The organism is Paucibacter sp. PLA-PC-4, from assembly GCF_026241155.1.
Lineage (GTDB): Bacteria > Pseudomonadota > Gammaproteobacteria > Burkholderiales > Burkholderiaceae_C > Roseateles_E.
The window spans coordinates 47613-71493 of sequence record NZ_JAPFGP010000022.1 but is presented as its reverse complement, the minus strand read 5'-3'; the positions used below and the strand labels follow the sequence as shown (position 1 = coordinate 71493).

General features: G+C 64.3%; 26 protein-coding genes. 3 read left to right on the top strand and 23 right to left on the bottom strand.

Annotation, left to right across the window (positions count from 1 at the left end; translation table 11 throughout):
• Positions 1 to 163 precede the first annotated feature (163 nt).
• Positions 164 to 1030 (top strand): ImmA/IrrE family metallo-endopeptidase, encoded by an 867-nt coding sequence (locus OOZ63_RS25365; RefSeq protein ID WP_266008448.1) that lies wholly within the window; start codon positions 164 to 166, stop codon positions 1028 to 1030.
• Between the two features lie 185 nt (positions 1031 to 1215).
• Here the strand turns inward: OOZ63_RS25365 and nagZ are convergent, their stop codons facing one another.
• The 21 genes from nagZ to OOZ63_RS25260 all read right to left on the bottom strand — a co-directional run bounded on the left by nagZ (position 1216) and on the right by OOZ63_RS25260 (position 19743).
• Positions 1216 to 2280 carry a beta-N-acetylhexosaminidase gene (gene nagZ, locus OOZ63_RS25360; protein WP_266008447.1) on the bottom strand — a complete coding sequence of 355 codons (1065 nt, stop codon included), beginning with the start codon at positions 2278 to 2280 and terminating at the stop codon, positions 1216 to 1218.
• Positions 2281 to 2290: 10 nt separating this feature from the next.
• Positions 2291 to 2686, bottom strand: coding sequence for a holo-ACP synthase (acpS, locus tag OOZ63_RS25355; protein WP_266008446.1), 396 nt, complete (start codon positions 2684 to 2686; stop codon positions 2291 to 2293).
• Positions 2683 to 3468: a pyridoxine 5'-phosphate synthase gene (locus OOZ63_RS25350; protein ID WP_266008444.1), complete on the bottom strand. Its 786-nt coding sequence runs from the start codon at positions 3466 to 3468 to the stop codon at positions 2683 to 2685. The genes acpS and OOZ63_RS25350 overlap by 4 nt, the downstream gene beginning before the upstream one ends.
• 76 nt (positions 3469 to 3544) lie before the next feature.
• On the bottom strand, positions 3545 to 4330 hold the full coding sequence (gene recO / locus OOZ63_RS25345; protein ID WP_266008443.1) for a DNA repair protein RecO: 786 nt from the start codon (positions 4328 to 4330) through the stop codon (positions 3545 to 3547).
• Positions 4330 to 5370, bottom strand: coding sequence for a GTPase Era (gene era, locus OOZ63_RS25340; RefSeq protein WP_416234787.1), 1041 nt, complete (start codon positions 5368 to 5370; stop codon positions 4330 to 4332). Before era ends, recO begins: the two co-directional genes overlap by 1 nt.
• A 24-nt stretch (positions 5371 to 5394) precedes the next feature.
• Positions 5395 to 6099 (bottom strand): ribonuclease III, encoded by a 705-nt coding sequence (rnc, locus tag OOZ63_RS25335; RefSeq protein WP_266008442.1) that lies wholly within the window; start codon positions 6097 to 6099, stop codon positions 5395 to 5397.
• Between the two features lie 14 nt (positions 6100 to 6113).
• Positions 6114 to 6479 (bottom strand): DUF4845 domain-containing protein, encoded by a 366-nt coding sequence (locus tag OOZ63_RS25330; RefSeq protein ID WP_266008441.1) that lies wholly within the window; start codon positions 6477 to 6479, stop codon positions 6114 to 6116.
• 41 nt (positions 6480 to 6520) lie between these two features.
• The gene (gene lepB / locus OOZ63_RS25325) at positions 6521 to 7495 is read right to left on the bottom strand and encodes a signal peptidase I (protein WP_266008440.1); all 975 of its coding nucleotides are present in this window, start codon (positions 7493 to 7495) and stop codon (positions 6521 to 6523) included.
• A 24-nt stretch (positions 7496 to 7519) separates the two neighbouring features.
• Positions 7520 to 9328, bottom strand: coding sequence for a translation elongation factor 4 (lepA, locus tag OOZ63_RS25320; RefSeq protein WP_266008439.1), 1809 nt, complete (start codon positions 9326 to 9328; stop codon positions 7520 to 7522).
• A gap of 506 nt (positions 9329 to 9834) precedes the next feature.
• Positions 9835 to 11289 carry a DegQ family serine endoprotease gene (locus OOZ63_RS25315; RefSeq protein WP_416234786.1) on the bottom strand — a complete coding sequence of 485 codons (1455 nt, stop codon included), beginning with the start codon at positions 11287 to 11289 and terminating at the stop codon, positions 9835 to 9837.
• 123 nt (positions 11290 to 11412) lie between these two features.
• The gene (locus OOZ63_RS25310; RefSeq protein WP_266008438.1) at positions 11413 to 11952 is read right to left on the bottom strand and encodes a sigma-E factor negative regulatory protein; all 540 of its coding nucleotides are present in this window, start codon (positions 11950 to 11952) and stop codon (positions 11413 to 11415) included.
• Positions 11953 to 11977: 25 nt separating this feature from the next.
• Complete coding sequence (rpoE, locus tag OOZ63_RS25305; RefSeq protein ID WP_266008437.1) at positions 11978 to 12586, bottom strand: RNA polymerase sigma factor RpoE; 609 nt, start codon at positions 12584 to 12586, stop codon at positions 11978 to 11980.
• Positions 12583 to 13068, bottom strand: a complete 486-nt coding sequence (locus tag OOZ63_RS25300) for a hypothetical protein (RefSeq protein WP_266008436.1) — start codon at positions 13066 to 13068, stop codon at positions 12583 to 12585. Before OOZ63_RS25300 ends, rpoE begins: the two co-directional genes overlap by 4 nt.
• Positions 13069 to 13078: 10 nt before the next feature.
• On the bottom strand, positions 13079 to 14323 hold the full coding sequence (gene fabF / locus OOZ63_RS25295; protein ID WP_266008435.1) for a beta-ketoacyl-ACP synthase II: 1245 nt from the start codon (positions 14321 to 14323) through the stop codon (positions 13079 to 13081).
• Between the two features lie 41 nt (positions 14324 to 14364).
• Positions 14365 to 14604 (bottom strand): acyl carrier protein, encoded by a 240-nt coding sequence (gene acpP, locus OOZ63_RS25290; protein ID WP_137943034.1) that lies wholly within the window; start codon positions 14602 to 14604, stop codon positions 14365 to 14367.
• A 144-nt stretch (positions 14605 to 14748) separates the two neighbouring features.
• Positions 14749 to 15486 (bottom strand): 3-oxoacyl-ACP reductase FabG, encoded by a 738-nt coding sequence (fabG, locus tag OOZ63_RS25285; RefSeq protein ID WP_266008434.1) that lies wholly within the window; start codon positions 15484 to 15486, stop codon positions 14749 to 14751.
• Positions 15487 to 15490: 4 nt separating this feature from the next.
• Positions 15491 to 16432 carry an ACP S-malonyltransferase gene (gene fabD / locus OOZ63_RS25280; protein WP_266008433.1) on the bottom strand — a complete coding sequence of 314 codons (942 nt, stop codon included), beginning with the start codon at positions 16430 to 16432 and terminating at the stop codon, positions 15491 to 15493.
• Positions 16433 to 16454: 22 nt separating this feature from the next.
• Complete coding sequence (locus OOZ63_RS25275; protein WP_266008432.1) at positions 16455 to 17450, bottom strand: beta-ketoacyl-ACP synthase III; 996 nt, start codon at positions 17448 to 17450, stop codon at positions 16455 to 16457.
• Positions 17447 to 18556 (bottom strand): phosphate acyltransferase PlsX, encoded by a 1110-nt coding sequence (gene plsX, locus OOZ63_RS25270; protein ID WP_266008431.1) that lies wholly within the window; start codon positions 18554 to 18556, stop codon positions 17447 to 17449. Before plsX ends, OOZ63_RS25275 begins: the two co-directional genes overlap by 4 nt.
• A gap of 209 nt (positions 18557 to 18765) precedes the next feature.
• Complete coding sequence (gene rpmF, locus OOZ63_RS25265) at positions 18766 to 18948, bottom strand: 50S ribosomal protein L32 (RefSeq protein ID WP_137943039.1); 183 nt, start codon at positions 18946 to 18948, stop codon at positions 18766 to 18768.
• A gap of 225 nt (positions 18949 to 19173) precedes the next feature.
• Positions 19174 to 19743: a YceD family protein gene (locus OOZ63_RS25260; protein WP_266008429.1), complete on the bottom strand. Its 570-nt coding sequence runs from the start codon at positions 19741 to 19743 to the stop codon at positions 19174 to 19176.
• 41 nt (positions 19744 to 19784) lie between these two features.
• Between OOZ63_RS25260 and OOZ63_RS25255 the strand changes: the two genes are divergently transcribed.
• A complete protein-coding gene (locus tag OOZ63_RS25255; protein WP_266008428.1) occupies positions 19785 to 20399 on the top strand; it encodes a Maf family nucleotide pyrophosphatase in 615 nt (204 codons plus the stop codon).
• Positions 20396 to 21169: an SAM-dependent methyltransferase gene (locus tag OOZ63_RS25250; protein ID WP_266008427.1), complete on the top strand. Its 774-nt coding sequence runs from the start codon at positions 20396 to 20398 to the stop codon at positions 21167 to 21169. The genes OOZ63_RS25255 and OOZ63_RS25250 overlap by 4 nt, the downstream gene beginning before the upstream one ends.
• 4 nt (positions 21170 to 21173) lie before the next feature.
• Here the strand turns inward: OOZ63_RS25250 and OOZ63_RS25245 are convergent, their stop codons facing one another.
• Both OOZ63_RS25245 and OOZ63_RS25240 read right to left on the bottom strand, forming a co-directional pair.
• The gene (locus OOZ63_RS25245) at positions 21174 to 22661 is read right to left on the bottom strand and encodes a DEAD/DEAH box helicase (protein ID WP_266008426.1); all 1488 of its coding nucleotides are present in this window, start codon (positions 22659 to 22661) and stop codon (positions 21174 to 21176) included.
• A 57-nt stretch (positions 22662 to 22718) separates the two neighbouring features.
• Entirely contained in the window at positions 22719 to 23813 is a 1095-nt protein-coding gene (locus OOZ63_RS25240; RefSeq protein WP_266008425.1) for an MraY family glycosyltransferase, read from the bottom strand.
• Positions 23814 to 23881 lie beyond the last annotated feature (68 nt).

Sequence of the window (23881 nt, the reverse complement as noted above, 5' to 3'; positions counted from 1 at the left end):
CTCTCCGGCGGCAGCATGCGTGCTACCGCTCTGTCCTTGAATGCTTGTCCGTACCTTGCCAACTCGTTCTCACTGCGCCCCCAGGTTCATCGTTCTATCGGGGCGACAAGTATTTTGACGCGGGGGGGGGTTTCAACAGAGCGTTCACCGCTTTGTCCAGAGCGTGCTTGCTCGGCTCGATGCCCGAGAACTTGCCGGAACTGATCTGGCTCACCTTTGGGCCATCCTGCAGGAAGACCTTGCAGATCCTGAGGCGGCTCGCCGAAGAAAGCTGGAGGCCGAACTGGGCTTTGACCCCGAAGAGTGTCAAGCAGAGATGCTGAACGCCGCTCTGCAATGGAAGGAGCAGATTGGGGATTTAGCGCTGTCTGAGTTGGCACCAGCCGTTTCATCGTCGGGGCATAGCGCCGACTTGGCGACGCTCGGGGAGTTGGCTGACGCCGACGGCATCATTGGCTCGCCAACCATAAGGCCTGACGACATCAATCACTTGAAACAAGGCGCACCGTGGGAGCGAGCGGTCCATGACGCGCGGGCGCTTCGCCGAAGAATTGGCAACGTTGCCAACCCTATGCCCAGCCGGGAGCTACATGAGTTGCTCGGCCTGAGCAGCGATGGCCTCGGCAACTGGTCGCCCCCGGTGGGGCGGTCGCCCGCCGCAGTGGCAATACCGACACACAGAGATCATCTAAAATTCGTTCCGCGCAAACGCAATGTGGTTGGGCAGCGATTCGAGTTGGCACGTTTTCTCGGCGAGTATCTTCGCCCTTCAGACGAGGTTGAGAGGTGGCTCGCATCGACCGATCTGAGCACATCACGTCAGAAATACCAGCGCGCATTCGCAGCCGAACTCTTGTGCCCGCTGGATTCCTTGTTATCCTTTCTGGATGGCGACCTATCGTCGTATGCCATTGAAGAAGCAGCCGCCAATTTCGACGTCAGTGAACAAGTGGTGACCAACCTATTGCTCAACAACGGCGTGATCCACCATCACTGGGCGCAGCATTTACCCTATCAGATGGCAGCGTGATGACCAAAGCCAAGCGCGCAGGCGAAGTCACTTCGCGCGTCGGGACTGTATTGGCAAGCAGGTAGGCGTCATGCGGCCGGGCGTCGCTTAAGACCCTCACAATGCGTACCATCGCCATCTCTGCCCCCCCTCCCCCGGGGCATGCCCAGTGGCTCCAGGGCCATACACTCAGTCATACGAAAGCATCAGGCCAAGCGCTCAACCGCCGCCAGATAGCGCGGGTTGCGCATCAGCTCGTCCCAGGTCAGCGGCACGGTCTGCGGTAGCAGGTCCAGGCGACGCGATTCGCTGTCGGGCTCAGGCGTCCATTGCCCCTCGGCCTGCGCAGCCGTCAGACCATCGAGCAGCTCATCAATCGCTTCACCCTGGCCCACATTCGATTGGTTGCACAACAGCACCAGATCGCAGCCGGCCGTCAGCGCGGCAAGTGCCGCCTCGGTGAAACCGACCGGGCGGCCTTCGATCACGCGAGCGCCGGCCATGCCCAGGTCGTCGCTGAAGATCGCACCGCCAAAGCCCAGGCGCTCGCGCAGGATCTCCTGCAGCCAGCGCGGGCTGAAGCCGGCCGGACGCGCATCCACCTTGGGGTAGATCACATGGGCCGGCATCACCGCCGACAGGCTCAGGCCTAGCCACTCATAGGGCTTGGCGTCCTCGGCCAGGATGGCCTTGAGGCTGCGCTTGTCCACGGGAATGGCCACATGGCTGTCGGCCTTCACGAAACCATGGCCGGGGAAGTGCTTGCCGCAGCTGCTCATGCCGGCCAGCAGCAGGCCTTGCATCAGACTCTTGGCCAAGAGACTGACAACGCGCGGGTCGCGGTGGAAGCTGCGCTCGCCGATCACGCTGCTCTCGCCGTAGTCGAGGTCCAGCACCGGCGTGAAGCTGAAATCGACGCCACAGGCACGCAACTCGGCGGCCAGCACAAAGCCGGTGGCGGTGGCCGCATTGGTGGCGCGCAAGGCATCCGTCATCCACAGCTCGCCAAGTGTGCGCATCGCCGCCAGCTGGGTAAAGCCATCGGTCTTGAAGCGCTGCACGCGGCCGCCTTCATGGTCGACCGCGATCAGCACATCGGGACGGATGGCTTTGATCTCGGCGCACAGCGAGGTCAGCTGGGCGCGACTCTCGAAGTTGCGGCCAAACAGGATCAGGCCGCCGACCAGCGGATGGGCCAGGCGGCGTCGGTCGTTGGCGTCCAGGCTCAGGCCAGCCACATCCAGCACCACGGGAGCATGCATTTCGTTCATCTTCGGAGCTTTATTCCTTGGTTTCGACCACCACAAAGGCGGCCGCGTATTCGGTTTCGTCGGTGACGGTCACATGGGCTTTGAGGCCCTTGGCCTCGAACCAGGCAGCCAGTTCGCCATGCAGGCGGATCTCGGGCTTGCCGCTTGGCGCCTTGACGATCTCGCAGGCACGCCAGGTCATCGGCATGCGCATACCCATGCCGATCGCCTTGGAGAAGGCTTCCTTGGCCGAGAAGCGGGTGGCCAGGTAGGCCACACCACGCGCCTCGACCTTGGCACGGCGCTCGCGGAACACCGCCATCTCATGCGCGCCCAGCACCTTCTGGGCAAAGCGCTCGCCGCGCCGGGCCAGGGTGTCGCGGATACGGCGGATGTCGCAGATGTCGGTACCGATGCCGTAGATCATGCGTAAGCGTTCTGAATGGCGCGCTGATACTCGCGTACGGTTTCGGTATAGCCCAGCTCCAGCGCATCGGCGATCAAGGCATGGCCGATCGACACCTCCTGCACGCCGGGCACCGCGCGCAGGAAGGTCGTCAAGTTGTCGCGGCTCAAGTCGTGGCCGGCATTGATGGCAAGGCCCACAGCCAGTGCGGCCTCGGCCGTACGCGTGAACCCGGCCAGCACCTCGGCCTGACGTTCGGTGCCAAACGCGCTGGCGTAGGTTTCGGTATATAGCTCGATGCGCTCGGCGCCCAGCTCAGCCACCAGCGGCATGGCCTCAGGCGTCGGGTCCATGAAGAGACTGACGCGCACACCCAGGCTCTTGCACTCATCGATCAGCGGGCGCAGCCGCGCCATATCGGCGGGCAGGCTCCAGCCATGGTCCGAGGTGAACTGGTCCTCGCTATCGGGCACGAAGGTGACCTGGTGCGGACGCAGCTCGCGCACGAAGTCCATGAGATTCTGTGTCGGATTGCCCTCGATGTTGTACTCGGCATGGGGCCATGTCTTCAGCTGCTCGGCCAGCTCGTGCACGTCGGCTGTTCGGATATGACGGCCATCGGGCCGCGGGTGCACTGTGATGCCTTGCGCACCGGCCAGCAGGCACAACTCGGCCGCGCGCGTGACGCTGGGAATGCCCAGGTGCCGGGTGTTACGCAGCAGGGCCACCTTGTTGACATTGACCGACAGCGCGCAGCGCGCACCGTGATGCGACGAAGACTCGGGAGCAACCAGCGGGTTCATCGCTGGGCCCGCCCGGCCGCCCGAAGGGCACAGCGTGCCCCCGAGGGGGGCAGTGAACGAAGTGAGCGTGGGGGCATCATGTCCTTTCCAGCAGTTTCTGCACGTCCAGCATGATTTGGCGGGTGCGCAGGGGTTTGTGACCCAGATGATAGTGAAGCAAGGCGCGCAACCCGGTCTTGAGCGCCGGCAAGACCGGCGCACAGGACTGCTGCAGCGCGGCCATGCTGCCGTGCAGCAGCGCCGCCTGCAGCTGGACCAGGGTGGCGCCGGTGAAGCTCACCGAATCGGCTGCGGGCGAGACCACGCCGGACTCGGGCGACAACATGTAGTGCCGCTGCAGATCCAGTGGCGCCTGCGTGAGGCTGGACAGGCTCAGGTCCGGCAACAGACCGAGCTCCATCAACAGGCGCAACTCGAAGGCCCGCAAGGCCGCTTGCGACTGCACATCCTCGCTGGCATGCAGCTGGGGCAGAGTCTGCGCATAGGCATCGAACAGCGCCGGATGCGGGTCCTGGCGCGCCAGCAGCTTTAGCAGCAGCTCGTTGAGGTAGTAGCCGGAAAACAGCGCGGCGCCGGCCGGCATCGTCGCGCCGCCAGCCCATTCCGCGCCGCGCAGGGTCACGACCTCGGCGGCGCCCTCGCCTGCCTTGGCAGGCTTGGACAGGCTGACCTGGATGCGCTGAAAAGGCAGCAACACGGCGCGCAGCTGCGAGTAGGGTCGCTTGGCACCCTTGGCCACTACGGCCAGCCGGCCTTGCTCACGGGTGAAGAGGTCCAGCACCAGGCTGGTTTCGCTCCAGTCATAGTGGTGCAGGACGAAGGCCTGCTGGACAGCCGGAGCGCGCGTGCCTCTTGGAGGCATTACTCGTAGCCGTAGGAGCGCAGATGCTCTTCGCTATCGGCCCAGCCCGAGCGCACCTTGACCCACAACTCCAGGAAGACACGGCCCTCCATCAGATGCTCGAGTTCCTGGCGCGATTCGGAGCCGATGCGCTTGAGCAGCTCACCGCCCTGCCCGATCACCATGCCCTTGTGGGCATCGCGCTCGACAACGATGGAGGCCGAGATGCGGCGCAGCGCGCCCTCGTCTTCCCATTTGTCGATCACCACGGTCGAGGTGTAGGGCAGCTCGTCGCCGGTCAGACGGAACAGCTTCTCGCGGATGATCTCGCTGGCCAGGAACTTCTCCGACCGGTCGGTCAACGCGTCCTCATCGTAGAACCACTCCTGCTCGGGCAGATAGGGCTTGAGGATCTTGAACAGGCGCTGCACATCGCTTTGCTTCTTGGCCGAGATCGGTATGAACTCGCTGAAGTTGCGGCGCTCCTGCATGCTCTTGAGCCAGGGCGCGAGCTCGGCGCGGCGGTGCACGGCGTCGAGCTTGTTGGCGATCAGCACGACGGGTTTGTCCTGCGGCAGCAGCGACAGGACCTTGGCGTCGTCCAGGCCGAAACGCCCAGCCTCGACAACAAACAGCACCAGGTCCACATCGGACAGCACGCCGTGCACGGTGCGGTTGAGATTGCGGTTCAGCGCGGCGTTGTGCTTGGTCTGAAAACCAGGCGTGTCGACAAAGACGAACTGGGCTTCCTCAACCGTGCGCACGCCGGTGATGCGGTGGCGGGTGGTCTGGGCCTTGTTGGAGGTGATGCTGACCTTCTGCCCCACCAGCGCATTCAGCAGAGTGGACTTGCCGACATTGGGTCGGCCGACGATGGCGATCAGGCCACAGCGCTGAGCCGTGCCGTCGGGCATCTTGCCGCCGCTGGCCTTGGGGGCGGCATCGCTGGACAGCGAGGTCGCCCCCGAGCCGGCGGCCGGTATCGGCGGGAGGGTGTAGCCGGTAGCAGGCGGTTTGCCCTCGGACGCAGAGTCGTCCGGGGGTGTGGTGTTGTCGGTCATGGGGTGTCGGCGCGAGGCCGCTCCTTAGTCGCGCAAGCCAGAGCCTGGCTTGTCGCGGGCAATCAGTTCGTCGAGCAATCGACGGGCGGCATCTTGTTCCGCAGCGCGGCGTGAACGCCCTTCGCCACGCTTGGCCAGACTCAGCGCGGGCACGGCGCACTCGACCTCGAAGGTCTGGGCATGGGCCTGGCCGCGGGTTTCGGTGATGCGGTAAGTCGGCACGGCCAGGCGGCGCGCCTGCAGCCATTCTTGCAAAGCCGTCTTCGCGTCCTTGCCCCAGTTGTCGGTGCCCGAGTTCGCGATCAGATCGCCAAACAGGCCACGCACCACCTCCAGCGCTGCCGTGTAACCGCCATCGACAAACGCCGCGCCGATCACCGCTTCCAGCGCATCTGCCAAGATGGACGGGCGCTGCGCGCCGCCGCCCTTGGCCTCGCCTTCGGACATGCGCAGCACCGCAGGCAGGCCCAGCTGGACGGCCAGCTTGTGCAGGCTGTCCTCGCGTACCAGATGGGCACGCACACGGGTCAGATCACCCTCATCCGAACCGGCAAAGCGCTCGTACAGCAGGCTGGAAACGGCCAGACTCAGCACCGCGTCGCCGAGAAATTCCAGGCGCTCGTTGTGGTCGGCGCCAAAGCTGCGGTGCGTCAGCGCGCGCGCGAGCAGACCGACTTCGGCAAAGTGGTAGCCCAGGCGTTGCTGCAATGACTGGTGGGTCGGGTTCATGCGCGAGGTCTGACTTACTTCGACTGGCCCTGGTACTTCAGCAGCAAGAAGGCGGGGCCGGCCAACTCGATCTCCTTCTCGTAGGAGAAGCTGATCTGCACCCGGTCGTTGTCCTTGCTGACCACCAGGTCCGAACCGCTGATGCTGACGATCGAGTACTCGACTTGCTTGATGCGGTCGAACTCCTGACGCACCGCCGGCACGGTGGCCGGATTGCCCTTGGCAATGCGGGTGATCACGCCCTGGATCGTGTAGTACTCAAGCACACTTGGAAATACCCGCATGCCGACCACGGCCGTGCAAGCGATCAACACGCCCCAGAACAACAGACCGAACAGGCTGATACCGCGTTGCTGAAATCTTGTTGCTGGCTGGCGCATCGATCTTCTACCCTTGTCGTTGTGGTTCTGGTCGCGACACCTCAGAACGAGGTGCCGACGCGCTTGAGGTTACCGAAATTCATCCAAACCACAAAGGCCTTGCCGACGATGTTCTCGTCCGGCACAAAGCCCCAGAAGCGCGAATCGCGCGAGTTGTCGCGGTTGTCGCCCAGCACGTAGTAGTGGCCGGCCGGCACCTTGCAAGTCACGCCTTCGGGGCTGTACTTGCAGTTATCCTGGAAAGGAAAAGGACCGTCACGGCGGTCGGCCCGGAACAGCGGCGAGCGCTTAGGGTCAACCAGGATCTGGTGTTCCTTGTCGCCGAGCTTTTCCATGAAGCGTGCGCGGTAGGCCAGGCTGTCCTCGTCGTAGTAGTCGCCCTGGGGTTGGACCGGGGCCAACTGGCCATTGATATAGAGCTTCTGGTTCAGGTAGCTGACCTCGTCGCCAGGGATGGCGGCGACGCGCTTGATGAAGTCAAGGCTCGTGTCCTCGGGGTAGCGAAACACCATCACATCGCCGCGCTTGACGTCGTTGTTGGCGATGATCTTCTTGTTCAGCACCGGCAGGCGCACGCCGTAATGGAACTTGTTGACCAGGATCAGGTCACCCACCAAGAGGGTCGGCACCATCGAGCCGGACGGGATCTTGAAGGGCTCGAACAGGAAGGAGCGCAGCAGGAACACCATCAGAATCACCGGGAACAAGCCGGCGGTCCAGTCCAGCCACCAGGGCTGGCGCAGCACGGCCTCGCGTGCGCTGCTCACATCGCTGTCAACCCGGGTGATGCCCTGGCCGGCCAGCTTCTCGCGGCGCTGCGCGTCGGCCGCCAGCAACTGGGCCGCCGCACGCTCGCGCGCGGGCTGGAAATGAAAGCGCTCGGCCAGCCAATAGGCCATCGTCACGCTGGTCAAGATGAAGAGCAGCAACGCAAAGTTGCCGCTCCAGTAGCCGGTGTACCAGCCGCCCAGATAGGCGATCAGGGCGGCATAGAGAATTCCGGTCAGAGCACTCATTGATCGTCGGTCGCTTCTAAGTAATCAGTCTTCAACTTGGAGAATGGCCAGGAAGGCTTCTTGCGGCACCTCGACCGAGCCGATCTGCTTCATGCGCTTCTTGCCGGCCTTCTGCTTTTCGAGCAGCTTGCGTTTGCGGCTGATGTCGCCGCCGTAGCATTTTGCCAGCACGTTCTTGCGCATCGCCTTGATGTTCTCGCGAGCGATGATGTTGGAGCCGATGGCCGCCTGGATCACCACGTCATACATCTGGCGCGGGATGTGCTCGCGCATCTTGGCGGCCACACCGCGGCCGCGGAACTGGCTCTGCACCCGGTGCACGATGATGGACAGTGCGTCGACCTTGTCGCCGTTGATCAGGATGTCGACCTTGACGACGTCGGAGGCGCGGTACTCCTTGAACTCGTAGTCCATCGAGGCATAACCGCGCGAGACCGACTTCAGCTTGTCGAAGAAGTCCAGGACGATCTCAGCCAGCGGCATCTCGTAGGTCAGCATGACCTGGCGGCCGTGGTAGGCCATATTGATCTGATTGCCGCGCTTTTGGTTGGCCAGCGTCATCACCGGGCCGACATAGTCCTGCGGCATGTACAGATGCACGGTGACGATGGGCTCGCGGATCTCCTGCAGCAGACCCAGGTCCGGCATTTTGGACGGGTTCTCGACCTCGATCACCGTGCCGTCATTGAGCAGCACCTCGTAGACCACGCTGGGCGCGGTGGTGATCAGGTCCTGGTCGAACTCGCGCTCCAGCCGCTCCTGGACGATCTCCATATGCAGCAGACCCAGGAAGCCGCAGCGAAAGCCAAAGCCCAGCGCCTGGCTGACCTCGGGCTCGTAGCGCAGCGAGGAGTCGTTGAGCTTGAGCTTCTCCAGCGCATCGCGCAGTTGGTCGTACTCGCTGGCCTCTGTCGGATACAGGCCGGCAAACACCTGGGGCTGGATCTCCTTGAAGCCGGGCAAGGCCTGCTCGGCCGGGCCGAGGTTGTTAGGCAGCTTCTTCTCCAGCGTGATGGTGTCGCCCACCTTGGCGGCCTGCAACTCCTTGATACCGGCGATCACGAAACCCACCTCGCCGGCGTTGAGCTGCTCGCGCTTTTCCGACTTGGGGGCGAACACACCCAGGTGCTCGGCCGGGTAAACGGCGTTCGACGCCATCATGCGGATGCGCTCGCCCCGCCTCAGGGTGCCGTCGACCACGCGCACCAGCATCACCACACCCACATAGGCGTCGTACCAACTGTCGATGATCATCGCGCGCAGCGGCGCCTCGACCACGCCCTTGGGCGGCGGCATGCGCGCGATCACGGCTTCGATGATCTCGTCGATGCCCATGCCCGTCTTGGCGCTGCAGGGGATGGCGTCAGTCGCGTCGATGCCGATCACATCCTCGATCTCGGCTTTGGCGTTGTCGGGATCGGCGCTGGGCAGATCCATCTTGTTGAGCACTGGCACCACCTCGACGCCCAAATCCAGCGCGGTGTAGCAGTTGGCCACCGTCTGCGCCTCGACACCCTGGCTGGCATCGACCACCAGCAGCGCGCCCTCGCAGGCCGACAGCGAACGGCTGACCTCGTAGGAGAAGTCCACATGCCCGGGCGTGTCGATCAGGTTCAGGTTGTAAGTCTTGCCATCCTTGGCCGTGTACTGCAGCGCAGCGGTCTGGGCCTTGATCGTGATGCCGCGCTCGCGCTCGATGTCCATCGAGTCCAGCACCTGCGCCTCCATCTCCCGGTCCGAGAGCCCCCCGCAACGTTGAATGATGCGATCCGCCAGCGTGCTCTTGCCGTGGTCGATGTGGGCGATGATGGAGAAATTGCGGATGTGGTTCATGGACTCAATCTCGGCCTCGAGCGGCCGAAGCTTCAACGGCGCAGCCGTTGCATGGAAGGCTCATATCGCGAAGCGATGTGAAGGCCCGCGAGGGCCGTGCCGGACATAAAAAAAAGGCACGTCGAAACGGTGACGCGCCTTCCAACAAAACTTATGGCAACTGCTTGTTGGGCCTTCATTGTAGCCAAAAGCCCCCGGCTGAAAACCGCGGCGTCCCCGGATTTGCTGCCGTTGCGGTCCGCCAACATCAAATTATCAACAGCTTATCCACAAGATGCTGTGGATGGCCTGGGGATAGTTTGAGCCAGCTCGCGTTTGCATTGTGCGGCGCGCACAAAGCCCGCCGGACAAGGCTTGATTCTATCTGACCAGCCCCGCAATCGAGCCTTGAGCCATAAAAGTTAGCAAGCGCCAACCCATCGTTTCCTGACAGCAAGCCCTCCCGCAATTCCACAAAGTGGAAAGACCCGGCGCCACTGTCGGGCGCCGGGCGAGCGGCCGCGGGCTCAACGGCCGGGTTTGACCAGCACGAAGTTGACCGCACTGCCCCGGCGAACCAGCATGGTGATCTGCTTGGCCTTCTCCAGCTTAGCGACCACGCTCTGGAACTGCTTGACGCTGCTGATCTCGGTGTTGTCCACAGACAGGATCAGGTCGCCCTCGCGCAGACCCGCGCGCGCCGCCGCTCCCTCGACCGCCTCCACGCGCACGCCGTTGCGCAACTTCAGCTCGCGCTTTTGGGCCTCGGTCAGCTCGACCACGGTCAGCCCCAACGTCGGCGTGGGCTTGGCGCTGGGCTCGGCGGCGCGGCGCGGGCTGTCATCCTCCAGCTCAGCCACCGTGATGCTCAGATCCTTGTATGTGCCGCGTCGGAACACCTGCATCGTGACCTTGCTGCCGGGCTTGGTGGCGCCCACCACGCGGCGCAGATCGCTGGCCTTCTCGACCGCCTTACCGTCGAACTTGACGATCACATCGCCGCCCTCCAGCCCGGCCTTCTCGGCCGGGCTGTCCTCGACGATGTTCTGCACCAGCGCGCCCTGCGGCTTACCCAGGCCGATGGCCTCGGCCACCTCCTTGCTGACATCGGTAGGCTGCACGCCGATGCGCCCGCGTATCACCCGACCCGCGCTGCGCAGTTGGTCGGAGACGCGGATGGCCTCGTCGATCGGAATCGCGAACGAGATGCCCATGAAGCCGCCCGAGCGGCTGTAGATCTGCGAGTTGATGCCGATCACCTCGCCGCGCATATTCAGCAGCGGGCCGCCCGAATTTCCAGGATTGATGGCCACATCGGTCTGGATGAAGCGCAGAAAGTCGCCGGTGTCGCGCGCCTTGGCGCTGACGATGCCAGCGGTGACTGTGCTGTCGAAGCCAAAGGGCGAGCCAATCGCCAGCACCCACTCACCGACGCGCAGCCGGTTCACGTCGCCGATCTTGACTGCCGGCAGCCCGGCTGCCTCGATCTTGACGACCGCAACATCGGTGCGTGCATCGGCGCCAATGAGCTTGGCCTTGAACTCGCGCTTGTCTGGCAAAGTGACCCAGACCTCGTCGGCGCCGTCCACCACATGCGCATTGGTCATCACCAGGCCGTCGGCGCTGAGAATGAAGCCGGAGCCGACACCGCGACGCTGCGGCTGATCGTCCTCTTCACCGCCACGCGGGGTGCCGGGGCGCTGATTGGGCACAGGGATGCCGAAGCGACGCAGGAACTCCAGCATCTGCTCGTCCATCTCCGGTGTGCCGGCCGCCCGACGCACGCGCTCCGAGGTGCGGATATTGACCACCGAAGGCGCCGAGCGCTCGACCAACTCGGCAAAGTCGGGCAGCTCGCGCACCTGCGCCGAGGCCTGCCGGGGCGCCACGCTCATACCCAGGCCGAGCGAGAGGACGGCCGCCGACAGCAGCGCGGCGGACCAGCGCGACAGGGCGTGACGAGGATCAGAGCTTGTTTGCATGATGAGGGATAGTGGGCTTTCGGACAGGTGAGGATGACACAAGCGCGGTTCGGTCGCTTGGCCCAGGTTTTGGTGATCTTGCCGCAAGACGGCGGCTCTTGTCAGGCCACTCGGGCCAGGCCACTATGGCTGCGACGCTGGCGCACTGTCTTTAGTCACGGCCGGCTCGGGCGGCAGCTCCACCAGCAGCGCATCGCCGGCAAGTCCAGCCGATTGAGCAAAAGACAGGGCGGGCGCCGGCACCAGCAGCGGCCTGGTGGATGGCGCGGCGGCCAGGACCTCGTTCGGCGGCGAAGCAATAAACACAGGCAAGTTCGTCAGGCCGGCCGCCAAGGCGACGAAGCCGGCGGCCACGGCGGCGGGCGCCAGCCAGCGCTGCAGCCGGGCCTGCGCAGCGACGATGCGCGGCTCGGCCAGCAACTGCGGCCGCAGGCGGGCCAGCAGGTCCTCGCCACGGCCGATGTCATGCGCCAGCTCGGCCGAGCGAAGGCTGTCCCCTATCAGCTGATAGGTCTGCCATTGCTCGCGCAGGCCTTGCTCGGGCCAGGCGCGCAGCAGCGCGCTGGTCTCAGCGATGTCGGCCTCGCCATCGGCCAGCGCCGACAGCGCCGGGCCGAGTGGCCTCTGGCTCTGGCTCTGGGGCCGGAAATCGGGACTTCGCATCGCACACTCCATCTTCAAGCTCATTTCACCAACGCTCACCCTCGCGCGTACCCAGCAGCGGCCGCAGCCGCGCGGCGACCGCCTCGCGGGCCCTGAAGATGCGCGATCTGACCGTGCCCGCCGGGCAGCCAATCAGGCTGGCGATCTCGTCATAGCTCAGGCCTTCGACCTCGCGCAGCACCAAGGCCTGCCTGAAATCGTCAGGCAGCGCATCAACAGCAGCGTTCACCGCCGCACCCAACTCCTTGCTGGACAGCAGCGACTCGGGTGTTGCGCCATCACTTAGTACGCTGTCGACGGCAAAAGTTTCCTCCTCCTCATCCCCCGACTTGAGGGATGCCTCGCTCAGCAACGGGTCCCGCCGGAGCTGAACCAGGGCCTTCTTCGCGCTATTGACCGCGATGCGGTGCAGCCAGGTGTAGAAGGCGCTCTCCCCCCGAAACCCCGGCAGGGCGCGGTAGGCGCGCAGAAAAGTCTCCTGCGCGATATCGGCAACCAGATCGACATCACGCACCATGCGCGCGATCAGACGCTCAATGCGCCGCTGGTACTTGAGCACCAGCATCTCGAAGGCCTTAACGTCGCCGCGTTGGACGCGCTCGACCAGCAACCGGTCGGGATCTGGCTCGCTCATGGTTTGCGACTCGCAACGATGCACGCCGAGTTCGGGGTCGCTCGCAGCTGGGGCCTATGCGCAGCACCGCGCGCGCGCGCCAGCGGGAGGTAGTGCGACAGGCGGTTGAGCGACAGGCGGTAGCGCTGCAGGAGCGAACGCAAAGCCACGCGCAGCAGCAGCAGTGAAGCGCCCAGATCGATCACCGGGCGGGGACGCACCGGCGTCTCGTCAAGCCAGCAATGCCGCCCGCCCCAGCGCAAGCTCGTGGACCTGGTGCGGCTGCACCGCCGACTCATCCGCACGGCACCGGGCAGCAGCAGCGTGCCAAGCAAGAGCCAGCTCAGCTGATGAGCGGCGGGAATGCCCAACCCGGACTGACTCATCAGCGCAGCCATCGAAGCGCCGCCGGCCGGCAGCGCCACAGCGGTCATCAGCGCAGCCCGAACCCCGTCGGATCCGACGGCGATCTGCAATGCGCTCGCCTGACGCTGGGCCGGCATGGCCCCGGCCTCAGACGCGCTTGAAAATCAGCGTACCGTTGGTGCCGCCGAAGCCGAAGTTGTTCTTTGCGGCGTATTCGATCTTCATCGGCCGCGCCTCATTGGCGCAGTAGTCCAGGTCGCACTCGGGATCCTGATTGAAGATGTTGATGGTGGGTGGGGCCACCTGCTGATGCACGGCCAAGGCGGTGAACACCGACTCGATACCCCCTGCCCCGCCCAGCAAATGGCCGGTCATGGACTTGGTCGAGCTGATCACCATCTCTTTGGCGTGGTCGCCGAAGGCCAGCTTGATGGCATTCGTCTCGTTCACATCACCCAGCGGCGTCGAGGTGCCGTGGGCATTCATGTACTGAATCTGATCGGGGTTCAGTCCGGCGTTGCGCAGAGCCGCCCTCATCGACCGCTTGGGGCCGTCCACATTGGGCGCGGTCATGTGAAAGGCATCTGCACCCATGCCGAAACCGGCCAACTCGCAGTAGATCTTGGCGCCGCGCTTCTTGGCATGCTCGTACTCTTCGAGCACCAGCACACCGCCGCCCTCGCCCAGCACAAAGCCGTCTCGATCTTTGTCCCAGGGGCGCGACGCGGTTTTCGGGTCGTCATTGCGAGTCGACAGCGCGCGCGCTGCAGCAAAGCCACCGACGCCCAGCGGCGACACCGTGGACTCGGCACCGCCGGCGACCATCACATCGGCGTCGCCGTATTCGATCAGCCGGCCGGCCTGTCCGATGGCGTGCAGACCGGTGGTGCAGGCCGTCACGATTGCCAGGTTCGGCCCTTGGAAGCCGAACTTGATCGAGACATGCCCGGAAATCATATTGATGATGGAGGCCGGCACGAAGAATGGCGAAATGCGGCGCGGGCCGCGGTTCGTCAGTTCCGCGTGGGTCTCTTCAATCATCGGCAGGCCACCGATACCGGAGCCCACCAGCACGCCGATACGCTCGGCCTGCTCTGCCGTCAACTGATCGCCCGTGGGCAGACCCGCATCCTGCACCGCCTGTATGGACGCCGCCAATCCGTAGTGGATGAAGGTGTCCATCGTTCGCGCTTCCTTGGTGGAGATGTAGTCTCCAACATTGAAGCCCTTCACCTCGCCAGCGAACTGGCAGGCAAAGGCCGAGGCATCGAAACGGGTGATGCGGTCAATGCCGGATTGACCGGCCAGGATATTGGCCCAGCCTTCAGCCACCGTGTTGCCCACGGGGCTGATCAGACCAAGTCCGGTAACAACGACGCGACGACGGCTCATGCGGTACGGGGATCAGTTAACGAAATGCCAGAGCGCGAGGCTCAGGCCTTCTGGTGCTTGACGGCGTAGTCGATCGCCAACTGCACGGTGGTGATCTTCTCAGCTTCTTCATCGGGGATTTCGATGCCGAACTCGTCTTCGAGGGCCATCACCAATTCCACGGTGTCGAGCGAGTCAGCGCCCAGGTCAGCCACAAAGGCCTTCTCGTTGGACACATCGGACTCAGGCACGCCGAGTTGCTCGGCGATGATTTTCTTGACACGTGCTTCGATATCGCTCATGACTCCTCCAGGAGGGGTTTGCTAGGAACAGCCCGGGATTCTAAGGCCTCTAGGGTGACGCGCCTAAGTCAAGGCAAGACATCACATCCAGCGGTCCTTCACCGGCCGGGCAAATCCGGTGGGTGGGTGTCTGAAACACCCACCTCAATTCATGAACATGCCTCCGTTGACATGCAATTCGCTGCCGGTAATGTAGGCGGCTTGGGCCGAGGCAAGAAATGCGACAGCGGCGGCGATCTCCTCGGGTGCGCCCAGGCGACCCACAGGAATCTGCGCCAGCAGCGCGGCTTTTTGCGCCTCGGGCAGGACTTCGGTCATGTCGGTCGCGATGAAACCGGGCGCCACGCAGTTGACGGTGACACCACGGCTGCCCAGCTCGCGGGCCAGCGCACGGGTCATGCCTGCGACGCCGGCCTTGGCCGCCGCGTAATTGGCCTGACCGGGATTGCCGGTCGCACCGACCACCGAAGTGATGTTGATGATGCGGCCGTAACGCTGCTTCATCATGGTGCGCATGACCGCACGGCTCATGCGGAAAACTGCCTTCAAGTTGGTGTCCAGGACCGCGTCCCAGTCCTCGTCCTTCATGCGCATGGACAAGGTGTCACGAGTGATGCCAGCATTGTTGACCAGCACCTGCAGACCGCCATCGCTCTTCACGATGGTATCGACAGCCGCCTCGCAGGCGGCGGCGTCATTGACGTTGAGCACCAGGCCGCGACCGCCCAGCGGCGCCAAGGCCTCGCTGATGGCGGCGGCGCCGGCTTCGCTGGTGGCCGTGCCGATCACGGTAAAGCCTTGGCTCGCCAGATGCAGCGCAATCGCGCGGCCAATGCCCCGGCTGGCACCGGTGACCAGGGCTGTTTGTTGGGTATCACTCATGGGTTCAGGACAGCAAATTCTTGGTTTCGGCCAGCGAGGCCGGGTCCAGCACCGTGGTGCTGATGATGTCGGCATCGATGCGCTTGGCCATGCCGGCCAGCACCTTGCCGGGGCCGCATTCGATGATGGTGTTCAGGCCGCGCGCCTTCAGCGCCTGCACCACTTCGACCCAGCGCACCGGGCCGAAGGCCTGGCGGTACAGCGCATCGCGCAGCGCATCGGCGCTGTCGGTGACGGCCACATCGATGTTGTTGATCACAGGGAAGGCCTGGGCCGCGAAATTCACGCCGGCCAGCTTCTCGCGCAGGCGCTCGGCCGCCGACTTCATCAGGCTGGAATGAAAGGGTGCCGACACCGGCAGCGGCAGCGCGCGCTTGGCCCCCAGAGCCTTCAGCGCCTCGGCGGCCTTCTCGGCACCAGCCTTGCTGCCGGCAATCACCGTCTGCTTGGGGTCATTGAAGTTCACCGCCTCGATCACCTCGCCGGTCTCGGCCGCCACCTGAAGGCAGCATGCACGCACGGTCTCGCCGTCCAGGCCCAGGATGGCGTACATCGCGCCAACGCCCACCGGCACGGCTTCTTGCATGGCCTGGGCACGCAAGCGCACCAACGGCAGCGCATCGGCCAGGCTCAGGGCGCCGCAGGCCACCAGGGCGGTGTACTCACCGAGCGAATGGCCGGCCGCCGCGGCGGGCAGCAGGCCGGTCTCTGCAATCCAGGCCCGGTAACAGGCGATGCCAGCCGTCAGCATCACCGGCTGGGTGTTGGTCGTCAGGTCCAGTTGCTCCTTGGGGCCGGCCTTGATCAGGGCGCCGATGTCCTCGCCCAGCGCGGCCGAAGCCTCGGCCAGCGTGCGAAGCACTTCAGGATGATCACCCCAGGCGTCCAACATGCCAACGGCTTGCGAGCCCTGGCCCGGGAACACGAATGCGAACTTTGCGCTCATAAGAATCTTGTTACTTCTCTGGTCAGAAATCCAGCAGCACCGCGCCCCAGGTGAAGCCGCCGCCCACACCTTCCAACATCACGGTGTCACCGCGCTTGACCTTGCCGCTGCGCACCGCCACATCGAGCGCCAGCGGAATCGAGGCGGCCGAGGTGTTGCCGTGCTCGTCGACGGTCACGATCAGCTTGTCCAGCGGCATCTTCAACTTTTTGGCCGTACCCTGCATGATGCGGATATTGGCCTGGTGCGGAATCAGCCAATCGATGTCGGCCTCACTGCGGCCGGCTTTCTCCAACACCGAGCGTGCCACCTTCTCCAACACGCCCACTGCCAGCTTGAACACCGCCTGGCCATCCATCTTCAGCAACGGATCGCCCAGGACCTGGCCACCAGCCACGGTACCCGGCACACACAAGATGCCGGCGTGACGACCATCGGCGTGCAGCTCAGAAGCCAGAATGCCCGGCTCTTCGCTGGCACCCAGCACCACAGCACCCGCGCCGTCGCCAAACAGCACGCAGGTCGTGCGGTCCTTGAAATCGAGAATGCGCGAGAACACCTCGGCGCCGATGACCAGGGCCTTGGTTGCAGCGCCAGTCTTGATCATCGAATCGGCCACCGTCAGCGCGTAGACAAAGCCCGAGCAGACGGCCTGCACATCGAAAGCGGCACAGCCAGCCACGCCCAGCTTGTGCTGCAGCAAGGCGGCGGTGGACGGGAAGACCATGTCCGGCGTCGAAGTCGCGACGATGATCAGGTCGATCTCCTCGGCGGCCACACCGGCCGCCTCCAGCGCCGCGCGGGCGGCAGGCAGGGCCAAGTCGCTGGCCGCCACACCGTCGTCGGCAAAGTGCCGCGCATGAATGCCGGTGCGCTCGACGATCCATTCATTGGAGGTCTCGATGCCGTCAAGTGCCAGCTGCGCCGCGAGATCGGCATTGGACAGACGCTTCGGGGGCAGATAGCTGCCCGTGCCGAGAATACGGGCAAACAGTGGCTTCGATGAGGGAGTTGTCATGCGGCTTGGGCGGCGTCGGCCACCTTGTCTCCTGCATCGCCCTGGGCAGCGGCCGGCATGGCCTGCAGCGTGGCGATGATGCGATCATGGACCCGGTCCAACAACCGGTTGCGGGCGGCATCATACGCCCGGTTCAAGGCCTGCTCGAAGGCGTAGGCATCGGCCGAACCATGGCTCTTGAACACCAGACCGCGCAGGCCCAGCAGCGCCGCACCGTTGAAGCGGCGATGATCGACACGCCCCTTAAAACGCTTGAGTACCGGCATCGCCAACACTGCCGCCGCCTTTGTCAGCCAACTGCGGCCAAACTCTTCCTTGATGATGGTCGAGATCATGGTCGCCAGACCCTCGGCCGTCTTCAGTGCGACATTGCCGACGAAGCCGTCGCAGACCACCAGATCGGTCGTGCCCTTGAAGATGTCATTACCTTCGACATTGCCGTAAAAGTTCAGCTGCCCGGCGGCATCGGCCTGGCGCAGCAAGTCGCCGGCACGCTTGATCGTCTCGCTGCCCTTGATCGCCTCTTCGCCGATGTTGAGCAGGCCCACGGTCGGCTCTTCGCGCCCCTCGACCGCAGCAACCAGAGCCGAGCCCATCACCGCGAATTGCAGCAGATGCTCGGCCGTGCAGTCGACATTGGCCCCCAGGTCCAGCACAGTCGTGTAGCGGCCGGTCTGGTTGGGCATCACGGTCGCAATGGCCGGGCGATCGATGCCCTCCAGCGTCTTGAGCAGATAGCGGGCCACCGCCATCAAGGCACCGGTATTGCCGGCCGAGACACAGGCTTGGGCCCGCGGCGAGGCGCCGTCAATGGCCTTGAGCTGGCTGATCGCCACGCGCATCGACGAGTCCTTCTTGCGGCGCAACGCCACCTCGACAGGATCGTCCATGCTGACCACCTCGCTGGCCGCCACCAGATGACAGCGCGGCCATTGCGCAGCGGCGGCCAGCGCCTCGGGGCGCCCGACCAGCAGCAACTCGGCCTCGGGATGCTTGTCCAGAAATGCCCGGCAAGCCGGCAGCGTCACCGAAGGGCCATGGTCGCCGCCCATGCAGTCGACGGCCAGGCGAAGGGGCGCACCAGCGCTTGAATCAGTTGGAAACATCGAGGCAGGAGGAGGTATGACAGCAGGCCTCAGGCCCTTGCTGCGAATGTGCGGACCTTACGCGAGCCCAGGCCTGCGGACAAGCGGGCGCACCCGGGACGATAAAGCCACACACCAACACAAAAACCCGGCACTGCACGGAACAGGCCGGGTTTTGCGCTTATCACCTGTTCGGGCGCCGCGGCTCAGGGCCGGCGGCACAAGCCGATTCAGGCGTCAGCCTTGGTCTTCAGGACCTTGCGGCCACGATAGAAGCCGGTCGGGCTGATATGGTGACGCAGGTGCACTTCGCCGGTGGTCGGCTCGATCGCGGTGCCCGGATTGACCAGTGCATTGTGCGAGCGGTGCATGCCACGCTTGGAAGGCGACTTCTTGTTTTGCTGAACGGCCATGAAAATTCTCCTAGAGCTGCGGTGATGGAAGGCATGCAGGCCAGACTTGTTCAAGCCTGCTACCACTGCCGCTCACTTCCAATGTAAGTACCGACGCCCGGTCCATTCTTGTCATGCGCACCACGCGCCAAGCACAGGCCCCTGCCATGCGCAAATGACCCCTGAACCGGGAAAGCCCGCGATTCTAGCACGCACCTGAGGTTTCTCCCAAGTGCTGCTTCGACATCACTTCTTCTTCAGCGCCGCCAGTACGGCAAACGGATTCGGCCGCTCCTCCTGCTCCCCGTGCTCGGCATCATCCGAGGGCATGGGGAGCGCCTGCGGGCAGACCTCGTGGCGGGGCACAAGCGGCAGATCCAGCAAGAGCTCATCTTCGACGAGCTCCCGCAGATCCAGGCTGCGCGGCAATGCCAGCACATCCTCCTCGCTCTCGGCATCCAGGCTGGCGGCCTCGTTTTCATCGCGCGCAAAGCGAAACCAGCGCTCGAACTGGACGGATTCATGGACCGGCTGCAAGCAGCGCTGGCAGGTCAGCGCCGTCTGCGCCGAAGCTTCCAGATACAGCCAGGTCTGCGGCTCGCTGCCACGCGGCTTGCGCTGCTCGCCGCGCGCTGTCCATTGCACGTGCGGCCAGTTGCTGGCCGGCGCCTCGGGCGCGGCGGCATCAGCCAGCCGAATGAGCTCGGCGGCCAGCCATTGCCCCTGCAGGCTGGCGGCGTCGCGCGCAAAAGCGGCGACATCCAGTTTGCGCGGATCGAGTTCGCGCGCGGGCTTGGAGCTGGAACGGATAGTCATGGCGCAAGTGTACGAGGCGCGGCAATGGGAAAATCGCGCCCATGCCCATCCAAGCCCCCCATGAGCGCCGGCTGATTCTCGGCTCCAGCTCCCCCTATCGCCAAGAACTGCTGCGCCGCCTGCGCATTGCGTTTGATGTCGTCAGCCCCGACGTTGATGAGACAGCTTTGCCTGGCGAAGCACCGGCAGCGCTGGCAACACGGCTGGCCTTGGCCAAGGCGCAAGCCGTGGCCAGACAACACCCTGAGGCCGTCGTGATCGGATCCGATCAGGTGGCCGATCTGCACGGCCAGGCCCTGGGCAAGCCCGGGACCCACGAGCGCGCGCGCGATCAGCTCCAAGCCATGAGCGGTCAGCCGGTGGTTTTTCATACGGCGCTGGCCGTGGTCTGCGCCGCGCAGGATTTCTCCGCACAAGACCTGGCCCCGGTACGGGTGCGCTTTCGCACCCTCAGTGCCGCGGAGATCGAGAACTATCTGCGCGCCGAACAGCCCTATGACTGCGCCGGCAGCGCCAAGGCCGAGGGCCTGGGCATCGCGCTGCTGAGCAGCATCGAATCCGACGACCCGACAGCCCTGATTGGCCTGCCCTTGATACGCACCTGCCGGCTCCTGCGCCTGGCCGGCATCGAGCTGCTGACGGGAGCCTCAGCATGAGCGGCAAACTCTATCTGGTGCCCAACACCCTGGACTTCGGCGTCGCTGACGCGGAAGTCGATCTGCAGACCGTACTGCCGCTGCACGCCATCCAGATCGCGGCGCGGCTGGGCCATTGGGCCGCAGAGAACGCCAAGACCACGCGCGCTTTTTTGAAGCGGGTGGATGCCGTCATACCGTTGACCCAGCCCCTGCAAAGCCTGCAGATCACCGAGCTGCCCCGCCCGCCCAAAGGGCAGCCGGCCGGAAAAACCGCCGGCGACCAAAGCAAGGCCTGGAGCGAGTTGCTAGCACCGGCACACGACGGCCATGATGTTGGCCTGATCTCGGAAGCAGGCTTGCCGGCGATCGCAGATCCCGGCGCCAATCTGGTGGCGGCCGCCCACGCCGAAGGCATCGAAGTGGTGCCGCTGAGCGGCCCGAGCTCGCTGCTGCTGGCGCTGGCGGCCAGTGGCCTCAATGGCCAGAGCTTCGCCTTCGTCGGCTATCTGCCGGTCGATGCGCCAGCACGTAGCGCACGGATCCGCGAGCTCGAGGCCCTGTCGCTGCGACAGCAGCAGACGCAACTGATGATCGAGACGCCCTATCGCAACGAGGCACTGATGCAAGCCCTGCTGACCCAGTTGAAGCCGCAAACACGGCTGTCGGTCAGTTGCGGCCTGAGCCTGGCCCAGGGCTGGACCCGCAGTACCACGGTGGCGCAATGGCGGGCCAAGCCGCAAAGCCTGCCGGACAAGGTGCCGGCCGTGTTCGCCTTGCTGGCCGGCTGAGGACTCAGGAGTCGGCGGTGGCCGACTGCGCCGGCTTGGCGCCGAACAGCGCGGCAACCCGCTTCTTCGGCTTGATATAGGGCGACAAACCCTTGCCGCCACCCATGCCCGAAGCGGGCGTGGACTTCTCCCAGGACGGCGACTCGCTCGTGGCGCTGGGCTCGTAAGGCTTGTCGAAGAAGGGATCGCGCGAGGACGGACGGTGCACAGGGCGCGACGCAGCAGCGTAGTCCGAGCGCGGGGCGGCCGGGCGATCATCGCGTTCGCTGCGCTCAGGCCGCTCGGCACGCGCTGGGCGGCGCGGGCGCTCCTCTTCGAGCTCAATCGCGTCCAGGTCGATCTTGCGCTTGATCAGTTTCTCGATGTCGGCCACCAGGCGGGCATCGGACTTGTTGACCAGGGTCACCGCGATGCCCGAGGCGCCCGCACGGCCGGTGCGGCCGATGCGGTGCACATAGTCCTCGGCATTGAAGGGCACATCGAAGTTGAACACCGCCGGCAGGTCTGCGATGTCCAGGCCGCGCGCCGCCACATCGGTGCACACCAGCACATCAACCTCGCCGCGCTTGAACGCGTCCAGCGCCTTCAGCCGCTCATCCTGCGACTTGTCCCCGTGCAAGGCATTGGTGCGCAGTCCGTCGCGCTCGAACGAGCGCGCAAGGCGCGCACAGCCGAGCTTGGAATTCACAAAGACGATGGCCTGGCGGATCTCGCGATCCTTCAGCACCTTCAGCACCGCCGCACGCTTGTCCTCGTCGGCCACGCTGTAGAACAGCTGCTCGACATTGGTCGCGGTTGCATTCGGGCGCGCCACCTCAACCAAGATCGGCGACTGCAGATAGCTCTCGGCCAGACGCTTGATCTCAGGCGAGAAGGTCGCCGAGAACAGCAGGGTCTGGCGGGTCTTGGGCAGGAAGCTCAGGATGCGCTGCAGATCCGGCAGGAAACCGATATCCAACATGCGATCGGCCTCGTCCAACACCACGTACTCGACCTGGTTGAGCACGCAATTCTTGGCCTCGATATGGTCCAGCAGACGGCCCGGCGTTGCGATCAGCACCTCGACCCCGGCCTTGAGCTGCAAGGTCTGCGGCTTCATGTCGATCCCGCCGAACACCACTGCCGCACGCAAATTGGTGTGCTTGGAGTAGGCCTTGACGTTGTTGGCCACCTGGTCGGCCAGCTCCCGCGTCGGCGCCAGCACCAGAGCACGCACCGGATGGCGCGCCGGCGAGGCGCTGGCGTTCTCATGCTTGAGCATGCGCTGCAGCAACGGAATCGAAAACGCGGCCGTCTTGCCGGTGCCGGTTTGGGCCGCGCCCATCACGTCCCTGCCCTCCAAAACGATGGGAATCGCCTTGGCCTGAATCGGTGTCATGCTGGTGTAGCCGGAGTCGGCGACGGCGCGCAGGAGCTTGGGATCCAGGGGAAGGGTGTCGAAGCGCGCCGGAATAGGTTCAGGAGCAACTTCGGGGATTTGGGTGTCATTCATCCCCCGATTATCGCCGGCTTCAACACGGACCGGGCCGGACACCCTTATTCGGGCAATCTAGCGCTTGAGAACCAGCCAGTGTGGCGTCCGAAATCGCACGATGCGCCAGTACATGGTGACATAGCCGGCCGCATAGACGCCCAGCGCACATGCCAGAGCAAAACTGTCATTCCACCAAAGTACGGCGGGTATCGTCGACAAAGAACAGACCACCCACAGGTACGGCGCAGTGAGTGAATTGCGGCGCGTCAACGCACGCGCATCTCGGCTACCAATTGCCCAGCGCATCAAACGGCGGTAGATCAGGCTGTGCAAGTGCACACCGTCGGGCATGCCCATTGGCCGCCCCCGCAGCACCTTACGCCGATACATCGAGAACACGGTCTCCACAACAGGGTAGGCGCACAGCAGAAGCGGAAACAATGGCGACACCGAGGCGTTGCGCCCAATCAGCAAGATGCTCAACTCGGCGAGCAAGAAGCCCAGGAAATAGGCCCCGCCGTCACCAAGGAAGATCAGCCCCATCGGGTAATTCCAGACAAAGAAACCCATCGTCGCAGCCACGGTCAGCAAAGCACATCCAGCGACCCAAGTGTCGCCCACACTGTATGCAACGAATGCCACGCCGGACAGCATGATCATGCTGCACATCGAGGCCAGACCATTGAAGCCGTCAATGATGTTGACCGAATTGGCGACCCCGGCGACAACAAAAATTGCTAGCAACCCAGCACCCAAAGGCCAAGCCGCAAGCCAGTCAAGACCAGGAATCTCGGTCCGATGAATAGAGGCACCCAGAAGCCATACACCGAGGAGGGCTGCAGCCGATATGGCCAACATGCGCCGCAGAGGGCTGACCCTCTTGGTCACGTCTTCGATCATTCCTGAAGCGAACGCAGGCAGACTGCAAAACACCAGCAGCAAAACCGACGTTCGCATTTCAGGCGAACGATAGGCCCAGGCCAAGCCGCCCAGGACGAATCCCAGAAAAATTGCCAAGCCACCGATGCGCGGCACCGGGCGAGCATGGAATTTCTGCGGCCCAGATAAGTCATGATCAGCCGAAAGCTTCGCATGCAAACTCGCTGAGCGGATGATCAACAAGGTTACAACCAGCGCAACCGAAAAACCAAGCGAGAGAAAAGAGAGCATGGAGCGGGACTAGATGAGCGTGGCCCGAGACGGAGTCTCACCAACTTGTACACAAGCACTCGATAGCG

What these genes read in the sequence shown, in the direction of transcription:
- nagZ (WP_266008447.1), bottom strand. Translation starts at nt 2,280, where the DNA reads ATGAACGAAATGCATGCTCCCGTGGTGCTGGATGTGGCTGGCCTGAGC.
- acpS (WP_266008446.1), bottom strand. Translation starts at nt 2,686, where the DNA reads ATGATCTACGGCATCGGTACCGACATCTGCGACATCCGCCGTATCCGC.
- OOZ63_RS25350 (WP_266008444.1), bottom strand. Translation starts at nt 3,468, where the DNA reads ATGAACCCGCTGGTTGCTCCCGAGTCTTCGTCGCATCACGGTGCGCGC.
- recO (WP_266008443.1), bottom strand. Translation starts at nt 4,330, where the DNA reads ATGCCTCCAAGAGGCACGCGCGCTCCGGCTGTCCAGCAGGCCTTCGTC.
- era (WP_416234787.1), bottom strand. Translation starts at nt 5,370, where the DNA reads ATGACCGACAACACCACACCCCCGGACGACTCTGCGTCCGAGGGCAAA.
- rnc (WP_266008442.1), bottom strand. Translation starts at nt 6,099, where the DNA reads ATGAACCCGACCCACCAGTCATTGCAGCAACGCCTGGGCTACCACTTT.
- OOZ63_RS25330 (WP_266008441.1), bottom strand. Translation starts at nt 6,479, where the DNA reads ATGCGCCAGCCAGCAACAAGATTTCAGCAACGCGGTATCAGCCTGTTC.
- lepB (WP_266008440.1), bottom strand. Translation starts at nt 7,495, where the DNA reads ATGAGTGCTCTGACCGGAATTCTCTATGCCGCCCTGATCGCCTATCTG.
- lepA (WP_266008439.1), bottom strand. Translation starts at nt 9,328, where the DNA reads ATGAACCACATCCGCAATTTCTCCATCATCGCCCACATCGACCACGGC.
- OOZ63_RS25315 (WP_416234786.1), bottom strand. Translation starts at nt 11,289, where the DNA reads ATGCAAACAAGCTCTGATCCTCGTCACGCCCTGTCGCGCTGGTCCGCC.
- OOZ63_RS25310 (WP_266008438.1), bottom strand. Translation starts at nt 11,952, where the DNA reads ATGCGAAGTCCCGATTTCCGGCCCCAGAGCCAGAGCCAGAGGCCACTC.
- rpoE (WP_266008437.1), bottom strand. Translation starts at nt 12,586, where the DNA reads ATGAGCGAGCCAGATCCCGACCGGTTGCTGGTCGAGCGCGTCCAACGC.
- OOZ63_RS25300 (WP_266008436.1), bottom strand. Translation starts at nt 13,068, where the DNA reads ATGCCGGCCCAGCGTCAGGCGAGCGCATTGCAGATCGCCGTCGGATCC.
- fabF (WP_266008435.1), bottom strand. Translation starts at nt 14,323, where the DNA reads ATGAGCCGTCGTCGCGTCGTTGTTACCGGACTTGGTCTGATCAGCCCC.
- acpP (WP_137943034.1), bottom strand. Translation starts at nt 14,604, where the DNA reads ATGAGCGATATCGAAGCACGTGTCAAGAAAATCATCGCCGAGCAACTC.
- fabG (WP_266008434.1), bottom strand. Translation starts at nt 15,486, where the DNA reads ATGAGTGATACCCAACAAACAGCCCTGGTCACCGGTGCCAGCCGGGGC.
- fabD (WP_266008433.1), bottom strand. Translation starts at nt 16,432, where the DNA reads ATGAGCGCAAAGTTCGCATTCGTGTTCCCGGGCCAGGGCTCGCAAGCC.
- OOZ63_RS25275 (WP_266008432.1), bottom strand. Translation starts at nt 17,450, where the DNA reads ATGACAACTCCCTCATCGAAGCCACTGTTTGCCCGTATTCTCGGCACG.
- plsX (WP_266008431.1), bottom strand. Translation starts at nt 18,556, where the DNA reads ATGTTTCCAACTGATTCAAGCGCTGGTGCGCCCCTTCGCCTGGCCGTC.
- rpmF (WP_137943039.1), bottom strand. Translation starts at nt 18,948, where the DNA reads ATGGCCGTTCAGCAAAACAAGAAGTCGCCTTCCAAGCGTGGCATGCAC.
- OOZ63_RS25260 (WP_266008429.1), bottom strand. Translation starts at nt 19,743, where the DNA reads ATGACTATCCGTTCCAGCTCCAAGCCCGCGCGCGAACTCGATCCGCGC.
- OOZ63_RS25255 (WP_266008428.1), top strand. Translation starts at nt 19,785, where the DNA reads ATGCCCATCCAAGCCCCCCATGAGCGCCGGCTGATTCTCGGCTCCAGC.
- OOZ63_RS25250 (WP_266008427.1), top strand. Translation starts at nt 20,396, where the DNA reads ATGAGCGGCAAACTCTATCTGGTGCCCAACACCCTGGACTTCGGCGTC.
- OOZ63_RS25245 (WP_266008426.1), bottom strand. Translation starts at nt 22,661, where the DNA reads ATGAATGACACCCAAATCCCCGAAGTTGCTCCTGAACCTATTCCGGCG.
- OOZ63_RS25240 (WP_266008425.1), bottom strand. Translation starts at nt 23,813, where the DNA reads ATGCTCTCTTTTCTCTCGCTTGGTTTTTCGGTTGCGCTGGTTGTAACC.